The 22,481-nt window shown below is 66.2% G+C and carries 21 protein-coding genes; 5 read left to right on the forward strand and 16 right to left on the reverse strand.

Annotation, left to right across the window (positions count from 1 at the left end; all coding sequences use genetic code 11):
- Positions 1-129: 129 nt before the first annotated feature.
- The 8 genes from ACW179_RS20640 to murC all read right to left on the reverse strand — a co-directional run bounded on the left by ACW179_RS20640 (position 130) and on the right by murC (position 10,118).
- A complete protein-coding gene (locus ACW179_RS20640) occupies positions 130-600 on the reverse strand; it encodes an Lrp/AsnC family transcriptional regulator (protein ID WP_108556507.1) in 471 nt (156 codons plus the stop codon).
- A 233-nt stretch (positions 601-833) separates the two neighbouring features.
- On the reverse strand, positions 834-2,378 hold the full coding sequence (gene ftsZ / locus ACW179_RS20645) for a cell division protein FtsZ (protein WP_492061648.1): 1,545 nt from the start codon (positions 2,376-2,378) through the stop codon (positions 834-836).
- Positions 2,379-2,685: 307 nt separating this feature from the next.
- Positions 2,686-4,011 carry a cell division protein FtsA gene (gene ftsA / locus ACW179_RS20650; protein ID WP_492061650.1) on the reverse strand — a complete coding sequence of 442 codons (1,326 nt, stop codon included), beginning with the start codon at positions 4,009-4,011 and terminating at the stop codon, positions 2,686-2,688.
- Positions 4,012-4,040: 29 nt separating this feature from the next.
- The gene (gene ftsQ / locus ACW179_RS20655; protein ID WP_492061653.1) at positions 4,041-4,952 is read right to left on the reverse strand and encodes a cell division protein FtsQ; all 912 of its coding nucleotides are present in this window, start codon (positions 4,950-4,952) and stop codon (positions 4,041-4,043) included.
- Positions 4,921-5,877, reverse strand: a complete 957-nt coding sequence (locus ACW179_RS20660; protein ID WP_492061656.1) for a D-alanine--D-alanine ligase — start codon at positions 5,875-5,877, stop codon at positions 4,921-4,923. The genes ftsQ and ACW179_RS20660 overlap by 32 nt, the downstream gene beginning before the upstream one ends.
- Before the next feature lie 164 nt (positions 5,878-6,041).
- Positions 6,042-7,457, reverse strand: coding sequence for a M20/M25/M40 family metallo-hydrolase (locus ACW179_RS20665; protein ID WP_492061658.1), 1,416 nt, complete (start codon positions 7,455-7,457; stop codon positions 6,042-6,044).
- 209 nt (positions 7,458-7,666) lie between these two features.
- Complete coding sequence (gene murB / locus ACW179_RS20670) at positions 7,667-8,575, reverse strand: UDP-N-acetylmuramate dehydrogenase (RefSeq protein ID WP_492061660.1); 909 nt, start codon at positions 8,573-8,575, stop codon at positions 7,667-7,669.
- Between the two features lie 124 nt (positions 8,576-8,699).
- On the reverse strand, positions 8,700-10,118 hold the full coding sequence (gene murC / locus ACW179_RS20675; protein WP_492061662.1) for a UDP-N-acetylmuramate--L-alanine ligase: 1,419 nt from the start codon (positions 10,116-10,118) through the stop codon (positions 8,700-8,702).
- Here murC and ACW179_RS20680 point away from each other — a divergent pair.
- The 3 genes from ACW179_RS20680 (at position 10,117) to ACW179_RS20690 (ending at position 12,882) form a co-directional block, all read left to right on the forward strand.
- Positions 10,117-10,638 carry a hypothetical protein gene (locus ACW179_RS20680; protein ID WP_492061664.1) on the forward strand — a complete coding sequence of 174 codons (522 nt, stop codon included), beginning with the start codon at positions 10,117-10,119 and terminating at the stop codon, positions 10,636-10,638. The two genes, murC and ACW179_RS20680, sit on opposite strands and share 2 nt — an antisense overlap.
- A 515-nt stretch (positions 10,639-11,153) precedes the next feature.
- Complete coding sequence (locus ACW179_RS20685) at positions 11,154-11,921, forward strand: bacteriorhodopsin-like (protein ID WP_492061666.1); 768 nt, start codon at positions 11,154-11,156, stop codon at positions 11,919-11,921.
- Between the two features lie 109 nt (positions 11,922-12,030).
- Positions 12,031-12,882, forward strand: a complete 852-nt coding sequence (locus ACW179_RS20690; protein WP_492061669.1) for a Brp/Blh family beta-carotene 15,15'-dioxygenase — start codon at positions 12,031-12,033, stop codon at positions 12,880-12,882.
- 146 nt (positions 12,883-13,028) lie between these two features.
- Here the strand turns inward: ACW179_RS20690 and ACW179_RS20695 are convergent, their stop codons facing one another.
- From ACW179_RS20695 to ACW179_RS20725, 7 genes are all read right to left on the reverse strand, one after another.
- On the reverse strand, positions 13,029-13,370 hold the full coding sequence (locus ACW179_RS20695) for a hypothetical protein (RefSeq protein ID WP_492061671.1): 342 nt from the start codon (positions 13,368-13,370) through the stop codon (positions 13,029-13,031).
- The gene (locus ACW179_RS20700; RefSeq protein WP_492061673.1) at positions 13,367-14,059 is read right to left on the reverse strand and encodes a hypothetical protein; all 693 of its coding nucleotides are present in this window, start codon (positions 14,057-14,059) and stop codon (positions 13,367-13,369) included. Before ACW179_RS20700 ends, ACW179_RS20695 begins: the two co-directional genes overlap by 4 nt.
- Positions 14,060-14,215: 156 nt before the next feature.
- A complete protein-coding gene (locus ACW179_RS20705) occupies positions 14,216-14,563 on the reverse strand; it encodes a hypothetical protein (RefSeq protein WP_492061675.1) in 348 nt (115 codons plus the stop codon).
- Positions 14,560-14,952 (reverse strand): hypothetical protein, encoded by a 393-nt coding sequence (locus tag ACW179_RS20710; RefSeq protein ID WP_492061677.1) that lies wholly within the window; start codon positions 14,950-14,952, stop codon positions 14,560-14,562. The genes ACW179_RS20705 and ACW179_RS20710 overlap by 4 nt, the downstream gene beginning before the upstream one ends.
- Positions 14,953-15,033: 81 nt before the next feature.
- The gene (locus tag ACW179_RS20715; RefSeq protein ID WP_492061680.1) at positions 15,034-16,035 is read right to left on the reverse strand and encodes a HupE/UreJ family protein; all 1,002 of its coding nucleotides are present in this window, start codon (positions 16,033-16,035) and stop codon (positions 15,034-15,036) included.
- The gene (locus ACW179_RS20720) at positions 16,032-16,877 is read right to left on the reverse strand and encodes a peptidyl-prolyl cis-trans isomerase (protein ID WP_492061682.1); all 846 of its coding nucleotides are present in this window, start codon (positions 16,875-16,877) and stop codon (positions 16,032-16,034) included. The genes ACW179_RS20715 and ACW179_RS20720 overlap by 4 nt, the downstream gene beginning before the upstream one ends.
- 3 nt (positions 16,878-16,880) lie before the next feature.
- Positions 16,881-18,776: a DUF3604 domain-containing protein gene (locus ACW179_RS20725; protein ID WP_492061684.1), complete on the reverse strand. Its 1,896-nt coding sequence runs from the start codon at positions 18,774-18,776 to the stop codon at positions 16,881-16,883.
- A gap of 620 nt (positions 18,777-19,396) precedes the next feature.
- Here ACW179_RS20725 and ACW179_RS20730 point away from each other — a divergent pair.
- Both ACW179_RS20730 and ACW179_RS20735 read left to right on the forward strand, forming a co-directional pair.
- Positions 19,397-20,359, forward strand: a complete 963-nt coding sequence (locus ACW179_RS20730; RefSeq protein ID WP_492061686.1) for a macro domain-containing protein — start codon at positions 19,397-19,399, stop codon at positions 20,357-20,359.
- On the forward strand, positions 20,350-21,333 hold the full coding sequence (locus ACW179_RS20735; RefSeq protein WP_492061689.1) for a DarT ssDNA thymidine ADP-ribosyltransferase family protein: 984 nt from the start codon (positions 20,350-20,352) through the stop codon (positions 21,331-21,333). Before ACW179_RS20730 ends, ACW179_RS20735 begins: the two co-directional genes overlap by 10 nt.
- 62 nt (positions 21,334-21,395) lie before the next feature.
- Here ACW179_RS20735 and murG read toward each other — a convergent pair whose 3' ends face one another.
- Entirely contained in the window at positions 21,396-22,481 is a 1,086-nt protein-coding gene (murG, locus tag ACW179_RS20740; RefSeq protein WP_492061691.1) for an undecaprenyldiphospho-muramoylpentapeptide beta-N-acetylglucosaminyltransferase, read from the reverse strand.

Genomic DNA, 22,481 nt, shown 5'->3' on the forward strand with positions numbered 1-22,481 from the left:
GAGAGATTCCCATCTGACAGCTCTTGGGGCCCATTAACTCTCGCGAGGCCAATGGGCGAACGTCCAACTAGGGCCGGAACGGACATTGACGCCCGCGCTTGACGCCGACCCTGAGCGTCACAGCCCCCCCTACTCCACATAGTCCAGCGGCAGCGCCGTATCGTCCTTGATCGTCTCCAGCACGAAGCTGGAGCGGATGTCCTTGACCGCCGGCATCTTCAGCAGGCGCTTCATGGTGAACTCGGCATAGGCGTCGAGATTGGGGGCCACCACCCGCAGCAGGTAGTCGTAGCCGCCGGTCATGGCGTGGCAGCCCACCACCATCGGCTCGCGGCGCACGGCTTCGGCGAAGGCGTCGGCGGCGGTTTCGCTGTGGCGGTCGACCTGGACCTCGACATAGGCCAGCAGGTCCAGCCGCGCCTTGCGGCGATCCAGCAGGGCCACATAGCCGGCGATCAGGCCGCTGGCCTCCAGCTGCTTGACCCGGCGCAGGCACGGACTGGGCGACAGGCCCACCCGCTCGGCCAGCTCGACATTGGTGACCGAGCTGTCCTGCTGGAGGATCTCGAGAATCTTGCGATCGGCGCGGGTGAGCTTCATCGTGACCGGGTCTGGCGGTGAGGTTGGCAGATTGTGCCAAGCTTTAGCAGATGCTCCCCCTCTGGGGGAGCTGTCCCGGAGGGACTGAGGGGGCTATCTGGGCGGATGCCGCGCTGCCCCCTCCGGCCCTTTGGGCCACCTCCCCCAGAGGGGGAGGATCTTCGGCCCCACAAACAAAAACGCCCGGGGCTTTCACCCCGGGCGCTTGTTCAGGACTTGTCAGACCGAGCTGTTCAGTTGGCCAGGCGGCGCAGGAACGACGGGATCTCCAGATCCTCGCCTTCGTCCGCGTGGGGCGCGTCCAGGGGCTGGACGGCCGGGCGGGCGCTGGTGGTCGAGCGGGCCTGGGGCGCCGGAGCCGGTTGCTGGTCGTAGCGCTGACGGCCACCGCCGAACAGGCTCATCCAGCCGCCCGACTTCTGCGGCCGACGGTCGTCATACTGCTGCCCGGTATAGAGCGGCGGCTCTTCCATCTCCTCGACCATCGGGTCGACGATCCGGGTCACCGGACGCGGCGCGGGGGCCGTGATGCGGGGCTCGATCTGAGCTTCGGCGGCCTGCTCTTCGTAATAGAGGTCGGCCTGAGGCTCGGGCGCCGTCATCTCGGGCTCGGGGGCCTGATAGGCGGTCTCTTGCGCATAGGAAGCCGGCTGCGCAGCCGGACGCTCAAAAGGGCGGGCCTCGTAGCGCGACGGTGTGCGAGCAACCTCGGCTTGGGGCTGCGGCGCGGGAGCCGGACGGGCCGTCTCGACGATCAGCGGCGCGGCCGAGGTGTTGCGAGCGACGGGCTTGGGCTCGATCTGGGCGATGGAGGCGCCGTCCATGCCGGTGGCGACCACCGACACGCGGATGACGCCGTCCAGCGACGGATCGAAGGCCGCGCCGAAGATGATGTTGGCTTCCGGATCGACCTGATCCGAGATCGCGTTGGCCGCTTCGTCGACTTCCAGCAGCGTCATGTCCATGCCGCCGGTCACGTTGACCAGAACGGCCTTGGCACCCTTCAGCGAGACTTCGTCCAGCAGCGGATTGGCGATGGCGTTCTGGGCGGCCATCAGGGCGCGGTCTTCGCCCGTGCCCTCGCCGGTGCCCATCATCGCCTTGCCCATTTCGGTCATGACCGTGCGGACGTCGGCGAAGTCGAGGTTGATCAGGCCCGGCAGGACCATCAGGTCGGTGATCGAACGAACGCCCGAGTGCAGCACCTGGTCGGCCATGCCGAAGGCTTCGGCGAAGGTCGTGCGCTCGTTGGCGACGCGGAACAGGTTCTGGTTGGGAATGACGATCAGGGTGTCGACATAGCGTTGCAGCTCGCCGATGCCGGCATCGGCCAGACGCATGCGGTGACGGCCTTCGAAGTGGAAGGGCTTGGTCACGACGCCGACGGTCAGGATGCCGCGCTCGCGAGCGCACTTGGCGATGATCGGGGCTGCGCCGGTGCCGGTGCCGCCGCCCATGCCGGCGGTGATGAACACCATGTGCGCGCCGTCCAGGTGCTCGCCGATCTCGGGGAAGCTTTCCTCGGCCGCGCTCATGCCCACCTCGGGATGCGCGCCGGCGCCCAGGCCCTGCGTGACCTGCACGCCCAGCTGGATGCGACGGTCGGTCTTGGCGAACTGGAGCTGCTGCGCGTCGGTATTGGCGACGACGAACTCAACACCTTCGAGGCCCGCCTCGATCATGTTGTTGACGGCGTTGCCGCCTGCGCCACCAACGCCGAACACCACGATACGCGGCTTCAGTTCAGTGGTCTGCGGCGCGGAAAGAGAAATAGCCATTGGACCCTCGCGACCTATCGCCGACTTCGTCAAAACAAGACCCCGTCGACCTAATCGCCGGGAACGCCTCGACGATTGGGTTAACAGAACAACCACCATCGTTAATCGGCGGTTAACTGCATAATCTGAGTCGGGGACAGGTCGAGCGCCGCCGGAGCATAAATTGCGCTCTATCAACAGAATCCCTTGGGACTCCAAGGGTTGCGGGCGGGTTCGATACTTGATGCGACCGAACGCCGCTGAGGGTGTTTTTGGCACCGGGCCAAGCTTTGCCGCAAGGTCAAAGCTTGGCTGTTAAGGATGTTCGTTAAAGATTGTCGCGCAGCCAGGCGGCCGCCTTGGCCATGGGCGAGGCGTTGGGATCGACCGGGCGCTTGCGCAGGGCAGCGGTGGCCAGGGCCTTGGGCGAGACCACTTCGCGCGGTCCGAAGGCCGAGCGGTGCAGCACGCCGGCAGCGGCGCAGAAGGCCGGGCCCGAGGCGGCGTCGGCCAGGTGCGGCACCCGGCGCGGACGGCCCAGGCGGACAGGACGGTCGAACACCCGCACGGCCACTTCGCGCACGCCGGCCAGCTGGCTGGCGCCGCCGGTCAGGACGATGCCGGCGCCCGGCTCGACCGGGGCACCCGAGGCCTTCAGCCGCTCGCGCAGCAGTTCCAGGGTCTCTTCGACGCGGGGCTGGATGATGCCCTTGAGCAGGCTGCGAGGCGCGATCACCGGCCCGGCACCGGGGTCGTCGCCACGCGGCGGGGCCTCGATCATCTCGCGGTCCTCGTTGGCCGAGGCGATGGCCGATCCGTGCAGGGTCTTGATGCGCTCGGCGCCGGCGACCGAGGTCTGCAGACCTCGCGCGATATCCTGCGTCACATGCCCGCCGCCGACGGCCAGGCTGTCGACGTGGCACAGGGCGCCGTTGTTGAACACCGCCACCGAGGTCGAGCCGCCGCCCATGTCGATACAGACGGCGCCCAGGTCCATCTCGTCCTCTTCCAGGGCCGCCAGGGCCGAGGCGAAGGGCGCGGCGACCACGCCCTCGAAGCTGAGGTGAGCGCGCTCCACGCAGTGGGCCAGGGTGTGGAAGATGTTCTCGTTGATCGAGACGACCAGCAGTTCCAGCCCCAGGGCGCGTCCAAACATGGCGCGCGGGTCCCGGATGCCCTTCTGGCCGTCCACCGACCAGGCGATGGGCAAGAGGTGGATGGGCTTGCGGCCCGGCAGGCGCACCTGGGCCAGGGCCGAGGCAATGGCCCGCGACAGGTCGCCGTCGGCGATCGGACGGGCTCCGAGCGAGACCTGGGTGTGGACGCGGTGGCTGGCCAGCTGGCCGCCGGCCGTGCAGACGCTGACGCCCTGGACGTTGACGCCGGCCACGGTCTCGGCCCGCTCCACGGCCTGGGCGATGGCCTGGGCGGCCTCGTCCAGATTGATGATCGCCCCGCCCCGCACGCCGCGCGACTGCACATAGCCGACGCCGGCCGTGGTCAGGGTGCGGTTGTCCCGATGAATGCCGTCGGGCTTCATGATGAAGCAGGTGACCTTGGATGCGCCCAGATCGACAGCCGCGACCGCAGGCTGACGAACAAGCGTCGCCTTAAGGCCGTCGCGGGCCTGTTTCCGATCCTCAAGTCGCGACATCGCTATCGTCACCTCAATACCACATCACGCTACGCCCCACCGGCCACGGTCTGCCCAGGCAGAGCCGCGTCGCGAGGTCTTACAGCCACCATCTCGGGATCGCGCAGATCAATGCGCGCAAACCCCAGATCCAGGATTCGTTGGCGTTGGTCCAACTGATCCAGTTGAATCAACGCAGATTCTTCGTCGATCGCCGGTAGCTGGATCAGCGAGCCGTCTTTCAGGCGCAGATCCCAGCGGCGGTCATCGACCCGCACCAGGGCTTCCAGCCGGTCGCGCAGGCGCGGACGGGCCGCCACGGCCGGCAGGATGGCACCGGCGGCCTGATCGGCGCCCTGCCCCACCACCAGCGGCAGCTGGGGGAAACGCGAGGCGTCGGCCTCGGAGATCACCCGGCCTTCGCCGTCGATCACCCGCATGCGGCCGTGGTTTTGCCAGACGGCCAGGGCCGGGCGTTCCTCAACGGCAATCAGCACGGTGTCGGGCAGCAGGCGCACGACCTTGGCCTGCTTGACCCAGCCCACAGCCTCGACGCGCTGGCGGATCTCGGCCAGGTCCAGGCCCAGCGTCGGCTGGTCCTGATACAGGCCCGAGGCGCGGCGGATGTCGGCTTCAGCCTGGGGCGAGGCCCCCTGGACGTGCAGCTTGGTCAGCTTGAAACCGGCCGTGGCGAACTGGCCGTCCACGCCCTGGCGCGCAGCCATGACGAGGCGCTCGGCCCGATGGCCGGTCGCAAGCATCACCACAAGCCCAAGACCCAATGCCGCGCCAGCAATGCCAAGTGCCAGGGCGGGGGAAAGACCCACGCCCCTGGCGGCATGCAGCTTCGCGGCCGGCTGCGCGCTGTTGCGCGACGCCGAACGGCCCTTGTTCGGACTTGCGGGCGCTTCGGCCCGAGGGCGCCTAGGCTTAGGCGATCCCCCCCGCACTACAGCGGGCATAAGCGTCCTCCACGATCCAGAGTACCAGTTGATCAAACGCGATCCCGACGTGGGCGGCCTGCTCGGGGGCGAGCGAGGTCGGTGTCATGCCGGGCTGCGTGTTGACCTCTAGAAGGACCAGAAGGTCGTTAATGTCGTCATAACGAAAGTCAGATCGGGTAACACCCTGGCAACCAAGGGCTGTGTGGCCAAGCTCGGCCATCCGCATGGCCCGATCCCTTACGCCATCAGGGATTTGGGCCGGTACGACGTGGATCGACCCCCCTTCGGAGTACTTGGCTTCGTAGTCATAGAAACCTGTGGACGAGCGAATATCGGTTACTGCGAGCGCCCTGGGACCATTTGACTCACCCATCACCGCGACGGCCAGCTCCAGTCCGCGCACATAGGGCTCGACCATCACCTCCTCGCCATAGGTCCAGGTGGGTGACGACAGTTCCACCGGCGGGCGGTTGGCGCCCTCCAGGACGATGAACACCCCGACCGACGAGCCCTCGGCATTGGGCTTGACCACATAGGGCGGCGGCAGGACGTGGTCGGCCGCCACAGCGTGGCGGCTATAGAGCCCGCCGCCGGGCACGATCACGCCGGCTGCGGCCAGCACGGCCTTGGCCTTGGCCTTGTCCATCGCCAGGGCCGAGGCCAGCACACCCGAATGGGTGTAGGGCAGTTTCAGCGTCTCCAGCACGCCCTGCACGCAGCCGTCCTCGCCCCACTCGCCGTGCAGGGCGTTGAAGACCAGGTCCGGTGCGACCTTGGTCAGCACCTGGGCCACGTCCTTGCCCGGATCAACGCGGCTGACTTTTGCGCCCAGCCGCTCCAGCGCGTCGGCGCATTCCCGTCCCGAGACGAGGCTGACCTCGCGCTCTGAAGACGGTCCGCCCAGCAGGACAGCGATGTGGCGGCCGGAGAGAGGCTGGGTCATGGGCTAGCTCTGTAAGCCCTCCCCCTCGATGGGGGGAGGGTTGGGTGGGGGTGCTGCGGCGTTGGACGGCGCACTTGGCGTTGAGCCACTCCTAGTCAGCTGGAGAAGCCCTGCCAACACCCCCATCCCCGACCCTTCCCCCATCGAGGGGGAAGGGAGACCGTCTAGTGGCTCGCCGCCGCCGTCGCCGGCTTCAGCGCCCGGAAGTCGATGTCGCTGTCGGCCACCAGATAGAGGAAGCTGGCCCAGGCCGCGACGTTCTGGGCCAGTTCGTCGGGACGCACCTTGTTGAGCGTGTCGTCGGCCGTGTGATGGTAGTCGAAATAGCGGCTGGCATCCTGGTTGAGGTTGATCACCGGCACACCGGCCTCCTCGATGCCGCCGATGTCGGCGCCGCCGTGGGCGGCCGGGGCGCGGTCCAGATAGATCTTCAGCGGCATCAGCACGCGGGTCGCGGTCTTGATCACCGGATGCTCCAGCGCGCCGGCCGGAACCTGCAGGCTGTAGATGCGGTCGGCGCCGCTGTCGCTCTCGCCGGCCAGCACGATCTTGGACAGCCCATCCTTGTTGGCAGCCAGATAGGCCTCGGACGAGCCGCCGCTTTCTTCCGAACCCCACATCACGACCCGGATGGTGCGCTTGGGGTGCTTGGGCAGGTCGCCGATCAGCTTGGCGGCGGCCGTGGTGATGGCGATGCCGGTGGCGTCGTCCAGCGCGCCGGTGCCGACGTCCCAACTGTCCAGATGGCCGCCGATGACGATCACCTCGTCGGGCTTTTCCGAGCCCTTGATGTCGCCCGAGATGTTCCAGGCCACGTCCTTGGGATCAAAGCTGGATTGCAGGTTCAGCTTGATGCGCAGCGGACCCTTGGCGGCCAGGCGCTCCAGTTGCTCGGCCTCGGGCACACCGATCGCGGCGGCCGGGATGGTCACCACGCCCTCGCCATTGGCGGTGCTGCCGGTGTGCGGCACCGACGAATCCGAAGTCGAGATCGAGCGGATCAGCATGGCCACCGCGCCGCGCTTGGCCGCCTCCACCGGTCCGGCCCGGCGCGAGATGCCGGCCACGCCATAGCCGGCCCCGTCCTGGGCGCGGACCATGGGCTGGGTGACCACGACGATCTTGCCCTTCAGCGCGCCTTCGGGCGCGGCGATCATCTCGGCATAGGTCTTGAACAGCGCAACCTCGGCCTCGACGCCGCCGGGCGGGGTCGAGACGGTGCGGCCCAGGCCCAGCACATTGAGGTTCATGGCATAGGGGGCCATCAGCCAGCCGCTCTCCTCGCCGCGCGTCCAGGACGGCTTGGCGAACTCGTCGACCTTGATGTTGGTGAAGCCCAGGGCCTTGAACTTGGCCACGGCCCAGTCCTTGGCCTTCTCCATGTTCGGCGAGCCCACGACGCGGGGGCCGATATTGGTGGTCAGGTCCTCGGTGATGTCCCAGGCCAGATAGTCGCGCAGGGCCCTGTCACGCAGCGCCTCGGCGGTGGCCGCGTCCTGGGCCCAAGCCGAAGCAGGGAGGGCAGACCCGGCCAGCAGGGCGGACACGGCGACAGCGGCGGTCAGAAATTTGCGGAACATGCGCGAAGATTCTCCGGGGTTTGTTCCGTCATAGCATCGCGGCAGGACGGGAGAAGTCAGCAATGCGCTGACGTGTGGCGGTGCTTGAGGATGCTCCCCCTCTGGGGGAGCTGTCGCGGAGCGACTGAGGGGGCCATCTGGGCGAACGCCGCGCTGCCCCCTCCGGCCCTCCGGGCCACCTCCCCCAAAGGGGGAGGATCCTTAGCATCCTATCCCGCCCGCCCGATGCGCTTGATTTCCCAGTCCAGCTGGATCCCCGTCTTGGCCAGCACGTCAGCGCGCACCGCGTCGCCCAGGCCTTCCAGATCGGCCGCCGTGGCCTCGCCGGTATTGATCAGGAAGTTGCTGTGCAGGGGGCTGAACATCGCCCCGCCAAACGGCTTGCCGCGCCAGCCGGCCTCGTCGACCAGCTTCCACGACGAGTGGCCCGGCGGGTTCTTGAAGGTGGAGCCGCCGGTCTTTTCGCGGATCGGCTGGGTGGTCTCGCGGCGGGCGGTGATTTCAGCCATGCGGTCGCGCACATCGGCCGGGTCGTCAGGCGTGCCCCGGAACATGGCCTGCACCCAGAACATGCTGTTGGGGGGAACCTCGGTATGACGATAGGTGAAGCCGAAATCCTCATTGTCCCAGACCCGGATCTCGCCGGTGCGGTCATAGCCCCAGGCGCTGACCAGGATGTCCTTGGTCTCGCGGCCATAGCAGCCGGCGTTCATGGTCAGGGCCCCGCCCACCGTGCCGGGAATGCCGACATAGAACTCCAGCCCGCCCAGCCCTGCCTTGGCCGCTGCCCGGGCCACCGAGGCGTCCAGCGCCGCCGGCCCGGCGATGATCAGGTTCTCCTCGAGATCAACCGTGACCTCGCCAAAGGCCCGGCCCGCGCAGCGGATCACCACGCCCTCGACCCCGCCGTCGCGGATGATGACGTTGGAGCCCACGCCCAGGGCCTGGACCGGCACCTGCGGCGGCAGGGCCATCAGGAAGTCGCGCAGGTCGTCGGCGTCAGCCGGCAGGAACAGCACCTCGGCCGGCCCGCCGACCCGGAACCAGGTGAACGGCCCCAGCGGCTCGTCAAACAGCAGCTTGCCGCGAACGGCGGGGAGTTGGGTTTTCCAGGTCATCGGATGCGGTTAGCCCCCTCCGGCCCTCCGGGCCACCTCCCCCAGAGGGGGAGGATCTCATTGTCAGATGCTCCCCCTCTGGGGGAGCTGTCGCGGAGCGACTGAGGGGGTCAGCCTCAGCCGCCTATTTACCCAGCGCTTCCAGCTGCCCCGGCAGGGCGTAGGACCAGGTGGTGATGTCGCCGGCCCCCAGCAGCACCACGAGGTCGCCGCTGGTCGCCTCGGCGGCGATCAGGCGCGGCAGGGCGGTGGGGTTTTCCAGCGGCAGGGCCCGGCGGTGGCCAAACTTCTTGAGGCCCTCGACCAGGTGGTCCTTGTCGACGCCCTCGATGGGCTGCTCGCCGGCCGTATAGACGTCGGCGACGATCACCGTGTCGGCGTCGTTGAAGCAGCTGGAGAACTCGGTCATCAGGTCGCGCAGACGGGTGAAGCGGTGGGGCTGGACCACGGCGATCACCTTGCCGGTCGAGACCGCGCGGGCGGCCTTGAGCACGGCGGCGATCTCGACCGGGTGGTGGCCATAGTCGTCGACCACGCGGATGCCGCCCGCCACACCCGTCGTCGTAAAGCGGCGCTTGACCCCGCCGAAGCTGGCCAGACCGGCGCGGATGGCGTCGGCGTCGACGCCCAGCTCGCGGGCCACAGCCACGGCGGCGGTGGCGTTGAGCACATTGTGGTGCCCGGCCATCGGCATCTTCAGCCCGTCATAGCGCACCTGTTCGCCCACGACCGGCGAGACGATGATGTCGAACTTGGAGCCATCGGGCCCCATCTCGATATTGGAAACCCGCACCTCGGCCTGAGGGTTGGTGCCGTAGGTCACCAGGCGGCGGTTCTCGATCCGCGCCGTCAGGGCCTGAACCTCCGGATGGTCGGTGCAGACCGCCGCGAAGCCATAGAAGGGGATGTTCTCGATAAAGGCCTGGAAGCCCTTTTTCACCGCATCGAACGTGCCCCAGTGGTCCAGGTGTTCGGCGTCGATATTGGTGACGATGGCCACGGTGGACTTCAGTTTCAGGAAGCTGCCGTCGCTCTCGTCGGCCTCGACGACGATCCAGTCGCCCTCGCCTACTTTCGCATTGGTGCCATAGGCGTTGATGATGCCGCCATTGACCACGGTGGGATCCAGCGCCCCGGCGTCGAGCAGCGCCGCGACCATCGAGGTCGTGGTGGTCTTGCCGTGGGTGCCGCCCACGGCGATCGAGAACTGCAGGCGCATCAGCTCGGCCAGCATCTCGGCGCGCCTGACGAGGGGCAGACGCTTGTCGCGGCCGGCGACCATTTCAGGGTTATCGGCCTTGACCGCCGTCGAATAGACGATGGCCGATGCGCCCGCGACATGGGCCGCGTCGTGGCCGATGAAGATCCGCGCGCCCAGCTTTTCCAGCCGCTCGGTATTGGCCGACGCCTTGGCGTCGCTGCCCTGAACGGTGTAGCCGATACGCAGCATGATCTCGGCAATGCCGCTCATGCCGATGCCACCGATGCCGATGAAATGCACGGGGCCAAGTTCGAAGGGTACGGGGCGTCGACGCTGGATCATGAAGAGCCGATTAGACCATTTGAAGACGACGCGAAACGCCCTCCTGACGCTGTTTTTGTGGACCGCCCCGGCTGCGGCCCAGGTGCCGACGCCCGCAGCGCCCCCTGCCCCGCTTGAGCTGCGCCTGGCCGATGTGGGCCGCTTTGCGGTGTTCGTCGATCTGACCAGCGTTCAGTGGACCGGCCGCACGGCCAGGCTGCGGGTGCTGCAAGTGACCGAAGGCGGCTTCAAGGCCGGCGCCGACGAATACTGGGGCGGCTGGCGGCATGAAGTGATCGACTGCAACGCCCGCACCATCGCCCATGCCGGCTTTGGCAGCATCCGGGCCGGCGGCCGTGAAGGCCCTGTCACCGGCGACCAGCGCCCGGCCATGGCCATCCCGGCCGGCGGGGCCGATGACGCGGCGGCGCGGGTGGTCTGCGACGGCTGGAAGCCGTTTGCCGCCGTGCCCGTCGCGATCAGCGTCGAGCAGGCGGTAGGCCTGGCGCGGCCGCTGATCGAGACGGGGGCGGAGCCTTAAGGCCGCCTCCTCCCGCTCATCCTCGCATAGGCGGGGCCCTAAGCTGAGCGGGCAGAAGGCCAGCGACCCTCCCGGTCCGCGCGGGCGATTTCAGCCCGCGCCGGCAGCGCCCTCATGACGGTTCTGCGCCGCCAGACCCCACCGGACTTTTGAACAGGCAGGTCGCCGCGCAACCCGATCTGACCGAGAAGACGGCCCGTTGCCGCGCGCCATCCCGATAGATCGGTTGGGCCTGCCTCGCCGTCGAGGCCGGCCTCCAGATCAGCGCTGAAGACCGGCGCTGATTTAAATATGGCCGAGGCCCCGTTTCGCGGGGAACGAAATCCCAGCCAGTCACCTTGAGTGTCACAGCGCACCTGACGCCGTCCGCCCAAGGCCCGGCGCTGTTCAGGTCTTCCACTATCGCTGCGACCACAGTTCGGGGGCCCGAAGATCGTCTCAACATGAGCGTGTGACCTGTCTGAACATCCATGCTCGGCGCATTCGCGCTGTGGGCACCCGAGACGGAGACTTCGATGGATACCGTTACACCCTTCCAGTTCTCACTGGTCTATAATGCCTTTTCGTTCACCTTCGCGGCCATGGGGGCGGGCACGATCTTCCTGTGGCTTAGCCGCTCGCAAGTCGCGCCGGCCTACCGCACCGCCCTGACGATCTCTGGCGTGGTCACCGCGATCGCCGCCTACCACTATTTCCGGATCTTCGAGAGCTGGAACGCCTCCTACATGTTCAAGGACGGCGTCGTCGTGGCGACCGGCTTCGCCTTCAACCATGCCTATCGCTATGTCGACTGGCTTCTGACGGTGCCGTTGCTGTTGATCGAACTGATCCTCGTGATGCGGTTGTCGCGTGCGGAAACCACCTCGAAAACCATCACCCTGGGTCTGGCCGCCGCTCTGATGATCATCCTGGGCTATCCGGGTGAGATCACCACGGATCTGCCGACCCGCGCCTTGTGGGGCGCACTGTCGATGATCCCGTTCATCTATATCGTCTGGCAACTGTTCGTCGGGCTGGGCGCCTCGATCAAGCAGCAGCCCCTTGAGGCTCAGGGACTGGTGCGCATGGCACGTCTGGTGACCTTCCTGTCCTGGGGCTTCTACCCGATCGTCTTCATGGCCCCCTTCGTCGGCCTGACGGGCGGCGCGGTGGAGACGGTCATTCAGGTCGGCTACTCCATCGCCGATATCGTCGCCAAGGTCGGCCTCGGCATCCTGATCTTCCTGATTTCGTCCAGGAAGTCGGAAGTCGAACGTGACGGCGTCAAGACCTACTCGGTCTGAGGTCGTGCAAGCGTTCGGGCCTGCCCGACCTGTGTCTGGTTGCCGCGCTCCCTCGGGGCGCGGCAATCGGGTGCCGGCCATTTTCTGGCCCATAGCCGCAGCGCTGCTTGTGGCGGTCGCGCTGAAAGCGCCGCTGGATCACCCGGCGGTGGTCATGGCCACCACGGCGCTGTTTCTGGCCGGCGGCCTGCCGCACGGTGCCTATGACATCGCCCTGCTGCGGCGCGCCATCGCGCCCGAACGGCGGATCCTGGCGCTGGTGGTCGGCGGCTATGTGGCGATCGCCATCGCAATGGCGCTCCTGTGGACGGTGCAGCCGCTGATCGCGCTGGTGCTTTTCCTGGTGATTTCCGCCGTGCATTTCGGCGAAGACTGGCAAGTTCTTGAGGAGCCGCTGCTGCGCTTTGCGGCGGGCGCTGCGGTGATCGCCGCCGCCACGATCGGCCATCCCACCGAAGTGATGATGCTGTTCATCGCGATGAGCGACGCGCGCGGCGCGCTTGTGGCTCGCTTCGTGATGGCCGCCGCCCCCGTCGTCTTGCTGCTCGCGAGTGTGGGCCTTGTGGTCGCCTGGCGCGATGGGAGCCGGGCCTGGGCCGCAGCCATGACGCTCTGCCTCGCCGTTCTGGTGGCCGCGCCGCCCGTCATCGGGTTCGCGCTGTTCTTTGTCTTTCTGCACTCCCCCCTCCACCTTGGCCTGGCGCGCGCGGCGCTGAACGACATGTCGCCCTCGCGCTGGATCGCGACTGGCGCCCTGCTGTCGGCCGCGACGGTCCTGGGGTGGCTGGCACTGCGGTTTCAGTCGCCGTTGGCCATCGACGCGACCTTCACCGCCCAGGCCTTTCAGTTGCTGGCGGCGGTTGCGGTTCCGCATCTGATCCTGTCGCATTGGCTGGAACGAAGGCTGGCCACCCCGCCCGACCCGATCACCCGCGACCATCCCGCCAAGCGGCACCGATGACGTAGCCCCCTGCGGCGGGGCGTGACGGCTGGAAGCCGTTTGCCGGTGTGCTGGTGACGATCAGCGTCGAGCAGGCGGTGGGCCTGGCGCGGCCGCTGATTTAGGCGGGGGCGGAGCCTTAGGGGCTCCGCCGCTCAAAGCTGGATCTAGCAGTCGAAGACGTTCATCGGACTGACGACGGGTTCGGGCCGATAGTCAAATAGAGTAATACCGCGCCGCTGCGCCGCTGCAATGAGCCACAAACCAGCCCTATCCATTAGAAAGTATACAAGCTGAATATCGTCAGCCCCCTCGGCCGTAAAACGGTGGATCTTACCGTCAAAATCCACATCGGCCCATCCAGTCTTCCACTCCAAGCGATCACCATCCTCAAAATCTTGGAATTTTGACTCCCCGAACTTTATTGTAATTTTTCCCGTTCCGCTTACATCATCAGCTGTTACATAAGGAATGATCCTAGGACCCAAAATACTCGTGATCATATTCACCACCTTCCTTGATATAAGGGAGTACGGATAGCATCCACGCCGCCCGCGATACATTCCGCATATCTCTGACCTATGGTTTTTATGCATATGCCTTGGATTTCACGCCGCTCCTTGGAATTTCTTCCATACATGGAGGCAAAGGTTCTGCACTTTACGTAGTCCGGCCTCACCGCTTCCTCGCACTCTTCCGGTTCGCCGTAGTCGGGAAATGGATGATACGGATAAAGCGAGCCCGGCCGTTTTGGCTTTCGCGACATCAAAAGAGGCTTTGGCCCTCTCAAATCCAGCGTCTCGGTCGGCAGCTTCAAAAACGGCGTCTTCTCCCGCCCCGTGGTGCGGTGATCGAAATCGCCGACCGCACGCGTGAGCGCGACACCTCCGGCAAGCGCGGGAAGTCCACCGGCTCGCGCCGTGGCCGCGATAGCGCTCGGATGCTTGATGAGCGTGCGCGCGGCTGGCGCTACAAGTGATCGTGCCGGCTTCAGCCCCGCGCGCGGAACCTTTCGCACGCCCGAACCGCCTCCTCCTCCCCGTGGCACCCATTGACCGCCGGTCGAACTACCAACCGGCGCACGCGGCTGGTTGGGATCAAACTTCGCCTCCAGATCCCAAAGCGTCCGCCGCAGTGCATCGGCCGCTGCGTCGCTTCGAAACCTTCGCAACGCCGTTTCAAAATCGTCTGACGTCATCGTCCTCTCCACAAGTGGTGAAAGTCGATGATGCGGTCAGCGCGGACGCGTCGGATGGAGCCGACCCATTTTTCTGTAAGTCATTGCCAAAGAACGGTTCTCTGACCCAAAGAACGGGGACCCAGGTTTGCCTATCCCCGTTCTCAACTCACCCCCTCACAGCTCAAACACATCCATCGGCGCCTCCACTGGCTTCTGCCCCCAGGCGAACAGCACCAGCCCCCGCGCCTTCGCCGCCTCGATCAGCCAGGTGCCGGATAGCAGGGTCAGTTCATAGGTGACCTGAAGCTCGTCGGCGCCGCGCGTCTCGAGCCGGGCGGTCTGGCCGTCGAGGTCGATATCGGCCCAGCCGAGCACGTCGTCGCCCCCCAGCGAACGCAGGGTCATCAGCACCGAGCCCTCTTCGTCGTCATTGTCATTGGCAGCGGCGGCGTCCACGCGCGGGATCCGGCAAAAGGAGATCACGCGCGGTCCCAGCACCAGATCCTCGGCCTTCGCCGTCAAGGCTGCAGCGCAAAGAGCTGGGGCCACGTAGTCACCGGGTCCGGACGATCCGGCAGCAGGGTCAGGCCCTGCTCCTGCGCGGTGCGGATCAGCCAGTCGCCGGCGAACCACAGGCAGATCCGCAACATGTGTATGTCGTCGGTGCCCCGAAACGTCTTGGCCCAGCGCTGGCCGTCGATCTCGACCCAGAACCGGCCAAGCAGGTGGTCATCGCGTTCGACGTACTCGAGACCTTCAACATAGGCGAAGGTCCAGAACTGCCGCGCGCCCATCCGAATACGGATGGATGCGTCGAAGCGTTCACCCGCCGCGTCCAGATAGGGGATGAGCCGGGGGCCGATCACCCGGGGCCGGTGCGGCCATCGCACATAGGTAAACGGCGGCCGCATCGCCCTGCTCCCATCCTCGCCGCTCAAGCCTAGCGCGATGAGAACAAAATGGCAACTCTTGAGGGTACCGGCCCCTAACCGTCAGCCCAGAACGCGGACAATGCACCAGTAGGCGGCCGTGACGCCGATGCCGTAGGCGGCGCAGCGCTGAACGAGGCGCCGGTGTTGCGGGGCGAAGCGGCGGATCAGCTCCAGCACCAGCAGGGCGGCGCCGACGATGACCAGCTGGCCGATCTCGACGCCGATATTGAAGGTCAGCAGGGCGGTGGGGACCTCGCGCTCGGGCATGCCGATCTCGGCCAGGGCCCCGGCGAACCCGAAGCCGTGCAGCAGCCCAAAAGCGAAGGCCACGAGCCAGGGGGCCCGCTCCGACAGGCGCGGCGGCCCCTCGGGCCTCGACTTCACGATCTCGACGGCCAGGAACACGATCGACAGGGCGATGCAGATCTCGACCGGCTGACGCGGCAGGCTGATCAGGTTCAGGGAGGTGGCGACCAGGGTCAGGGAATGGGCGAGCGTGAAGGCCGTCACGGTCTTGGCGATCCGCATGCCGCCGCGCAGCAGCAGCACCAGGCTCAGCACGAACAGCAGGTGATCATAGCCGGCCAGGATGTGTTCCACGCCGAGCACCAGATAGGTCCGCGCCACCTGCAAGCGATCGGGCGCCGCCCGCACCTCCATCAGCGGCCGGTCGGCCGTGAGGCGGCCGACCTGGACGGGGCGCCCCAGCGGCGCAATCCGCACCAGGGCGTCGGTGAAGGTGGCGTCCAGTCCGGTCAGACCGACGGCCTGGCCTTCCAGCCCCCGGGGACAGTCGAAGCTTGCCACCTCGACCAGCGCCCCGCCGACCAGGTCGCGCGACGGCGGCTGCAGCCGGCACTCCGCCGGCAGGCTGGGCGCGGCATGGGTCGCAAGACCACCGCGGATCGGCGCCTTCCAGACCATCCGCCAGGCCGAAGGCGAGGTCTGGGTCAGCTCCAGGTAGCCGGGCCGCAGATCGTCAGCCCGGGCCACGCCGGCCAGGGCGAGCCAGGCCAGGGTGAGCCAGGCCAGAACCAGGGCGGCCAGACGCGCCAGGGTCATTTGGGCCGCGCAATGACGACGTCATAGCCCTTGAGCAGGTCCTGATAGGCCTTGGCCTCACGCTGCGCGCGGGTGGCGGCGCGCCAGTCGTTTTCGACCGCCTGACGCACCTGATCCAGCTCTGGCGGCGACCCCAGCTTGACCGCGGTGACCTTGACCACATGCAGGCCAAAGCCCGAGGCGACCGGCCCCGTCCATTGGCCGACTGGCGCGCGCAACAGCCCGCCGGAGAAGGCCTCGCCAAACTGCCGGTCCACCTCCGAACGGGAGGCCTCGGACAGGGTGGTCGGCAGCGACAGGGGCTGGCTGAGCTGGGCCGGCGACGCCCCGGCCGCCAGGCGGCTGAGGATCGTCGCCGCCCGGGCCTCGGCGGCGGCGCGATCAGTGGCCGAGCCGACATAGATCTGCTGGAAACTGAGCTTCGGATCCTGGACATAGAACGCCGGACGGGCCTGCATCCAGGCCTTCAGGACGTCGTCGCCCGGCGTGACGCTTTCCAGCTGGTCGGCGGCCAGGAACTCCATCTTCGAGCGCAGCCGCCGCCGGATCACCGGGTCGTCACGATCCAGACCCAGGCGCAGGGCCTCGCGATAATAGACCTCCTCCTGGACATATTCGCCGATCAGCCCGTCCAGCTCGGCGGGGGTCGGCGGGCGATGCCAGGTCTGCATCCACAGGGTGACGATGCGCTGGACCCGCGCCTCGTCGACCACGATGCGGCGGTCGCCCGGATCGGGACGGCTGCCCAACAGGACGAAGACGACGAAGATCAGGCCCCCGGCCAGCAGGAACTGGACCAGGGGCTCGCGCAGACCCTGGACCAGGCGTTCGCGTAACGTCATCCGTCAGCCCTTGGGGGTGTACCAGATCGGCGAGCTATAGGCCCGCTCCTGGTCCTTCATCCGCACCTCCGGGCCCATCTTCACCTTGTAGCGCACGGCGTCATAGGCCACCCAGCGCGGGGTCGGAATCTCGAGCACCCGCACATAGTAGAAGGCCTTCAGGGTCGGGTCGAAATCGGGGTCAGTCCACACCGTGGTCAACTCCGGGGCACCGATGGTGTTGGCATAGGTGGCGGTGGCCAGGTCGACGGTGTCGCCGACCGGAGGGACCTTGCCGGCCGTCTTCAGCCGACGGGCCGCGTCGCTCCAGACCACGTCATAGACCTGCTCGCGGGTGACGCCGGCCTTGTCGACCCAGCCCTTGACCATCTGGACGCGATCCAGATTGGCCCCGATCGGGTCCTTCAGGGCCGAGACGATGAACACCGGAGCCTTGCCGGCCCCGGCCTTGAGATCGCCGCCCATCGGCACGCCACGGGCATAGCCCGCCTTGACCCAGTTGGCCTTCAGGTCGTTGGCCGTGAAGTCCCAGCCGCCGAACACCCGCACCTGCATGCGCGGGCCGGTCGAGGCATAGACCTCGCGCCGCATCATCGCATCGAAGATGGCCGCGCGGGTATTGGCCTTGGCCCAGACGGCGGCATAGCCGCCCGCCAGATAGTGCTGGCCGCTACGCCCCTCGCGCGTGCCCAGGTTCTGCGGCTCCATCGCCCGGCCGGCGCGCGGCTCGACCCCGGAGTGCTTGCCGAAGAAGTTGTCTTCGTCGCCCGTCGCCAGGCTGGTGTGGGAGTCGGTCGAGCCGATCATGCCCATCTTGTAGGGATTGACCCCGGTCTTGGCCTCGATCGCCAGGCCGCGCTTGAGGGCCTCACGGACATATTCTCCGGCGAACATGTCGGGCGTCTTCCTGGACGACATGGGCAGATTGCCCAGGTCCCAGCCCGCGTCGCCGAAGCTGGCGAACTCGTCGTTGGGCGACAGGAAGGGGTGAGACTCGCTGTCGCCCTTGATCTGGGTCGCCTCGACCAGCGGCTCGCGGGCCGCGCGGCGGCGGGCATAGTCGGCCGACATCGGACCGCCGTCCGGACCGGTCAGCTCGAACATCAGACCGTTGGAGACATTGGAATTGTGCGGAATGGCCAGGGCCTTGCCGCCGGTGGTCTTCTCGTAGCTGTCCATATAGTCCCACAGCATCTCGGCCGAGGTGCCGACCAGGGACGAATAGGGCACCACCTTGGACGCCTCGGCCTTGCCGTCGCGGAACATCACCACGCGGTGCAGATTGTCGCCCTTGGGCATCAGGGTGTATTCGAAGCCCACAAAGGCCGTGAACTTGCCGGGGTCGTTATAGCGCTCGACGATCGACAGGTGGTCGTTCCAGATCGAGCGGGTGGCCTTGGCAGACCGCTTGGGATCGGTAAGGGCCGGTGGCAGGGACCCACTCGCCGCGGCGTCGATCAGTTCGCCCGTCGCCTTCATCGAGCCCTCGGGCCCCTCGTGCATCAGGTCATGCCAGCGGCGAAACAGCGGATTACGCAGCAGGAAGGCCGGTGTGTCATAGATCTTGCGGGTGAAGCCCAGGCCATCGGAGTGGTCGGCGATGACCAGAAAGTCCAGCGGCCGGGCCAGCTTGGCCTTGAGGCCGCCGGTCGAGGTCACCTCTTCGCCGCGCGCGAACCGCAGGGCCTCTTCGGAGCCCAGACGCACGCCAAAGCCGAACGCATCGACCGAATTGCTGGTGTGCAGGTGGGTGTCGCCCCAATAGACCCGCTCGGGATAGTCGGTCTCGACGACCGCCGTCTTGGCACCCGCCCCAATTTTTGAACCAACCTTGTCGCAGGCCGCCAGGCCGATGACACAGGCTCCCACGACGACAAAAGCGCCTATGGCCTTCTTCATGGTTGTTCCCCCCCACATTTTTTTTGAAGACTAGACCCAGAACCGCACCGGAAGCACGCGGGATTTCAAGGCCTGGCCCAAGGGCCCCCTTTTGTTCTGCCTGGGCTATCCCTGACCAATGGCCCGGATCGCTCGCATCATGGCCCCGGCTTGCCCGCGCCATGTGACGGCGCGAGGCAACCGGCGTGGGCTGATCGTCTTCGACGTAGGGAATACTGGAGCTGTCACTGGGTTCCTGGGCATTTTTAGGGGTGTTGCGTCGTTTTTGCATCGTGACGCTGGGTGCGGCGGCTAGGGCGTTGAATTTGTGTGTGGGGGGGGCGAGGGGTGTGGATGCTCGCGTGAGAACGGAGATACGGACGGTTCAACCGCAAAGAAGCGATGGGCGGAATCCGCTCGCGGCGCTTGACATGATGCATTGGTCAAAAGAGAACATACAAAGAACAATAATTCTTGTGATCGACCTATGGGCCTCTCGTGTCACCGCGAGGCATCACAACCATCGGTTTCGCTCAACAGCGATCGTCGCTTGCTCCGGAGTTGCCCAACGTGCGCCTCATTCTCGCCGGATCAACCGTGACGTCATGACAGGCTGACGTCGCATGACCAGATGTGTGAAGATGAATGACTCATCCGTCCATCTAAGAAGCCAACGCGAAGAATCGAGCTACCGTCACAACATGCTGACTTACCGTCGCACCAGCGTTCTGGACTCGCCAGCGCAGACCCTAGTCAACACCGTCAACTGCGTCGGTGTGATGGGCAAAGGTATCGCCAAGGCGTTCAAGGACCGCTACCCGGCGATGTTCATAGCTTACAAGCGGATTTGCGATCAAAGTCTGCTTGAGCCGGGAAAGCTCTGGCTGTGGCAGGGTCCAGACCACTCGGTTCTAAACTTCCCGACGAAGATTCACTGGCGCGCCCCTTCCCAAATCGAGTGGGTCGAGATGGGCTTGAGGAAGTTCGTTGATTCCTACGAAAGCAGAGGAATCACGTCGATTTCGTTTCCCCGATTGGGCTGCGGAAACGGCGGACTGGATTGGAATGACGTCCGACCATTGATGGAACGCTACCTCCAGCCCCTACCGATCGAGATCTACATCCACGACTACGAACAGGCCATAGGCCTGCCTGAACACCTTGAGGATTTAGCCCGGCGTGTAGGCGATTCTAGCCAGCCCCTGCTCGTATTCGAGGACTTTCTAGAGCAAATGGGCCAAGTCATCGTGATCGCCGGCGGGCACTTTCAAGAACTAGCCTCCGGCCAGCCATTCACCGCTCGTTTGGATGAGACGGCGCTTCACCTCCAAGCCGGCTCCACCGCCGCAGAAGTTGAACTCGACGCTCTTCGCGGCGTCTGGCTCAGCCTACTGTCTGGCCTCGTTACAACCCGCGAGGCTGGCTGGTCGGACACACAAACCGGCCCAATGGTACTCTCGCTGGTCAGCCTCATGCCTCAGGTGCGCGCACTGCAGATTCACCGCAGCAGCCGTGCCGAAGCGGAGATTGCCCTGGAACTCAAGCGCCACCCAACTACGTCCGTGTCACAGCCAAGCGGACAGCAGGAACTGTCATGGGCCTGAGCGCAGCCGCCGCCGACGCTCACATCGCCCGGTGGACCGAAGAACTGCGCAAGCCCTATTACCCACACCGGATCCACTGGCCATCGCTACTTTTCCATCACGCCCCGGTCGAAAACGCAGTGAGGATCATCGCCTCAGGTCAACTGTGTTCCCGGCGCGACACAGAAGGATGGCGCCCTCGAGACGTCGCAGGCGTTGGAGTCATCGAGAATCGAGATCGGGCACACGATTTCACCCGACTCTATTTCCGGCCACGTACACCGACCCAGTTTCACATCGAGGGCATCCGAAGGCCAACTGACTGCCAGTTCGGCCCGGCAGCGCATGCGCCGATCCTCGTAATGTTCGCGCTCGACGCTAGATCTATCCTGACCATGCCGACGACGCGCTTCTCCGATATCAACATGCAGCGTGACAATGCTCGCGATGGTGACACCGACGCCTTCTTCGCCATGATCGACTTTTCGAAGGTCTATCATGAGGGTAGTTTCGGCGGCGACGCTTCGATCGCATACCACCGCGCGGCCGAGACGCTATGCCACTCCCCACTCCATCTGGCCGATCATCTCAAGTGGATTGTCTGTCGCTCTGAAGCCGAGCGTGAGACGCTAGTCCAAATGGCCGGCCCGGCCGGACGCGCGCTACGCCCGAAGATCGTTACCTCCGACGACGGCAAGGTCTTTGAAAAACGCTTCGCCTTCGTCGAGCGCGTATATGGCTCGCCCGAAGGCATCACCTTCCAACTCAACCCGCGCCATGACCGGTTGCCGCTAAAGGTACGAGTAGAGGTCTACAAGGGCGAGGCTGAACTGGTCTTCGACGAAACCTACAATCAACTCCCGGCTCGCGCCGCGAACGGTGGCCCCTGGATCTCGAAGGTCAAATTAGAGGACGGCATTCACCGAGTCCAGATCCACATCGATGACCATCTCGCTTACCAAAACCTGATCTTCGTTGGCGAGGCGTTGTTCTAATCACCGGTCGTTACGTTAGCTGCCGGTACAACTGCTTTGCGCACAGAGTGTCCTTGCGCCAATTACCCCGCCACCCTCCCTACCAGATCCGCCAGCGCTTCGGCCGCATCCGGCTTGGCCACCGACCGCGCGCCGTCCGACATCCGCGCCAGGCGCTCGGGGTTCTTGAGCAGGGCGTTTAGGGCGCCGGCCATGGCGTCGACGGTCAGTTCGTCTTCCAGGCACACAGCCGCCCCGCCGGCCTCTTCGAGCAGGCGGGCGTTGAAGCGCTGGTGGTCGTCGGCGGCGATCTTCAGAGGGATCAGGATCGAGGGGCGGCCCGCGACGGCCAGTTCGGTGCAGGTCGAGGCGCCCGAGCGGCCGACCACCAGATGGGCCTGGCGCAGATAGCTGGCCATGTCGCGGAAGAAGGGCGCCACTTCGCAGTCGACCATGGCGTTGCGATAGATCTTGCGGGCCTGTTCCATGCTCTCGGGGCGGGCCTGCTGGAACACCTTGAGGCGGCCGCGCATCTCTTCGGGCAGCTTGGCGATGGCCTCGGGGATCAGTTCGGACAGCAGGCGCGCGCCCTGGCTGCCGCCGGTGACCAGGATGCGCAGCTGCACCTCGGGCGACAGGTAGGGCACGTCGAACAGGGCCCGCACGGGCGGCCGCACGGGGTTGCCCACCACGTGGGCGCGGGCCTTCACAGCGGGCGGGGCCTTTTCCAGGATCGGGAAGGCGCAGGCCACTTCACTGACGCGCGAGGCCAGGAAGCGGTTCACCCGGCCCAGCACGGCGTTCTGTTCGTGGATGACGGTGGGGCGGCCCTGGCTGAGGGCGCCCAGCAGGGCCGGCAGGGCCGGATAGCCGCCGAACCCGACGACCACCGCCGGATTGAGCCGCTTGAAGGCCGTGCGGGCCTGCATCACGCCCTGCAGCACCACGATCCCGGCCTTGACCATGCCGACCGGGTCGCTGGCCCTGGCGGTAGCGGCCGAGAGGGCCAGGCGTTCTTCCGCCGGGAACTTGTCGGCGTACATCGCGCCGCGCTCGTCGGTGGCCAGCACCACGCGCCAGCCGCGCGCGCTCAGGGCCTCGGCCAGGGCCTGGGCGGGAAACAGATGGCCGCCGGTTCCCCCGGCGGCGACGACGACCAGCTTGCTCAT

The organism is Caulobacter sp. AVps18 (assembly GCF_058681425.1).

Bases quoted from the DNA above. Each gene is read 5' to 3' on its own strand.
- ACW179_RS20715 (WP_492061680.1), bottom strand. From the start codon at position 16,035: ATGACCCTGGCGCGTCTGGCCGCCCTGGTTCTGGCCTGGCTCACCCTG.
- ACW179_RS20725 (WP_492061684.1), bottom strand. From the start codon at position 18,776: ATGAAGAAGGCCATAGGCGCTTTTGTCGTCGTGGGAGCCTGTGTCATC.
- ACW179_RS20680 (WP_492061664.1), top strand. From the start codon at position 10,117: ATGAAGAGCCGATTAGACCATTTGAAGACGACGCGAAACGCCCTCCTG.
- murG (WP_492061691.1), bottom strand. From the start codon at position 22,481: ATGAGCAAGCTGGTCGTCGTCGCCGCCGGGGGAACCGGCGGCCATCTG.
- murC (WP_492061662.1), bottom strand. From the start codon at position 10,118: ATGATCCAGCGTCGACGCCCCGTACCCTTCGAACTTGGCCCCGTGCAT.
- murB (WP_492061660.1), bottom strand. From the start codon at position 8,575: ATGACCTGGAAAACCCAACTCCCCGCCGTTCGCGGCAAGCTGCTGTTT.
- ACW179_RS20700 (WP_492061673.1), bottom strand. From the start codon at position 14,059: ATGACGTCAGACGATTTTGAAACGGCGTTGCGAAGGTTTCGAAGCGAC.
- ACW179_RS20710 (WP_492061677.1), bottom strand. From the start codon at position 14,952: ATGCGGCCGCCGTTTACCTATGTGCGATGGCCGCACCGGCCCCGGGTG.
- ACW179_RS20720 (WP_492061682.1), bottom strand. From the start codon at position 16,877: ATGACGTTACGCGAACGCCTGGTCCAGGGTCTGCGCGAGCCCCTGGTC.
- ftsA (WP_492061650.1), bottom strand. From the start codon at position 4,011: ATGTCGCGACTTGAGGATCGGAAACAGGCCCGCGACGGCCTTAAGGCG.
- ACW179_RS20665 (WP_492061658.1), bottom strand. From the start codon at position 7,457: ATGTTCCGCAAATTTCTGACCGCCGCTGTCGCCGTGTCCGCCCTGCTG.
- ACW179_RS20730 (WP_492061686.1), top strand. From the start codon at position 19,397: ATGAATGACTCATCCGTCCATCTAAGAAGCCAACGCGAAGAATCGAGC.
- ACW179_RS20735 (WP_492061689.1), top strand. From the start codon at position 20,350: ATGGGCCTGAGCGCAGCCGCCGCCGACGCTCACATCGCCCGGTGGACC.
- ftsQ (WP_492061653.1), bottom strand. From the start codon at position 4,952: ATGCCCGCTGTAGTGCGGGGGGGATCGCCTAAGCCTAGGCGCCCTCGG.
- ACW179_RS20685 (WP_492061666.1), top strand. From the start codon at position 11,154: ATGGATACCGTTACACCCTTCCAGTTCTCACTGGTCTATAATGCCTTT.
- ftsZ (WP_492061648.1), bottom strand. From the start codon at position 2,378: ATGGCTATTTCTCTTTCCGCGCCGCAGACCACTGAACTGAAGCCGCGT.
- ACW179_RS20660 (WP_492061656.1), bottom strand. From the start codon at position 5,877: ATGACCCAGCCTCTCTCCGGCCGCCACATCGCTGTCCTGCTGGGCGGA.
- ACW179_RS20640 (WP_108556507.1), bottom strand. From the start codon at position 600: ATGAAGCTCACCCGCGCCGATCGCAAGATTCTCGAGATCCTCCAGCAG.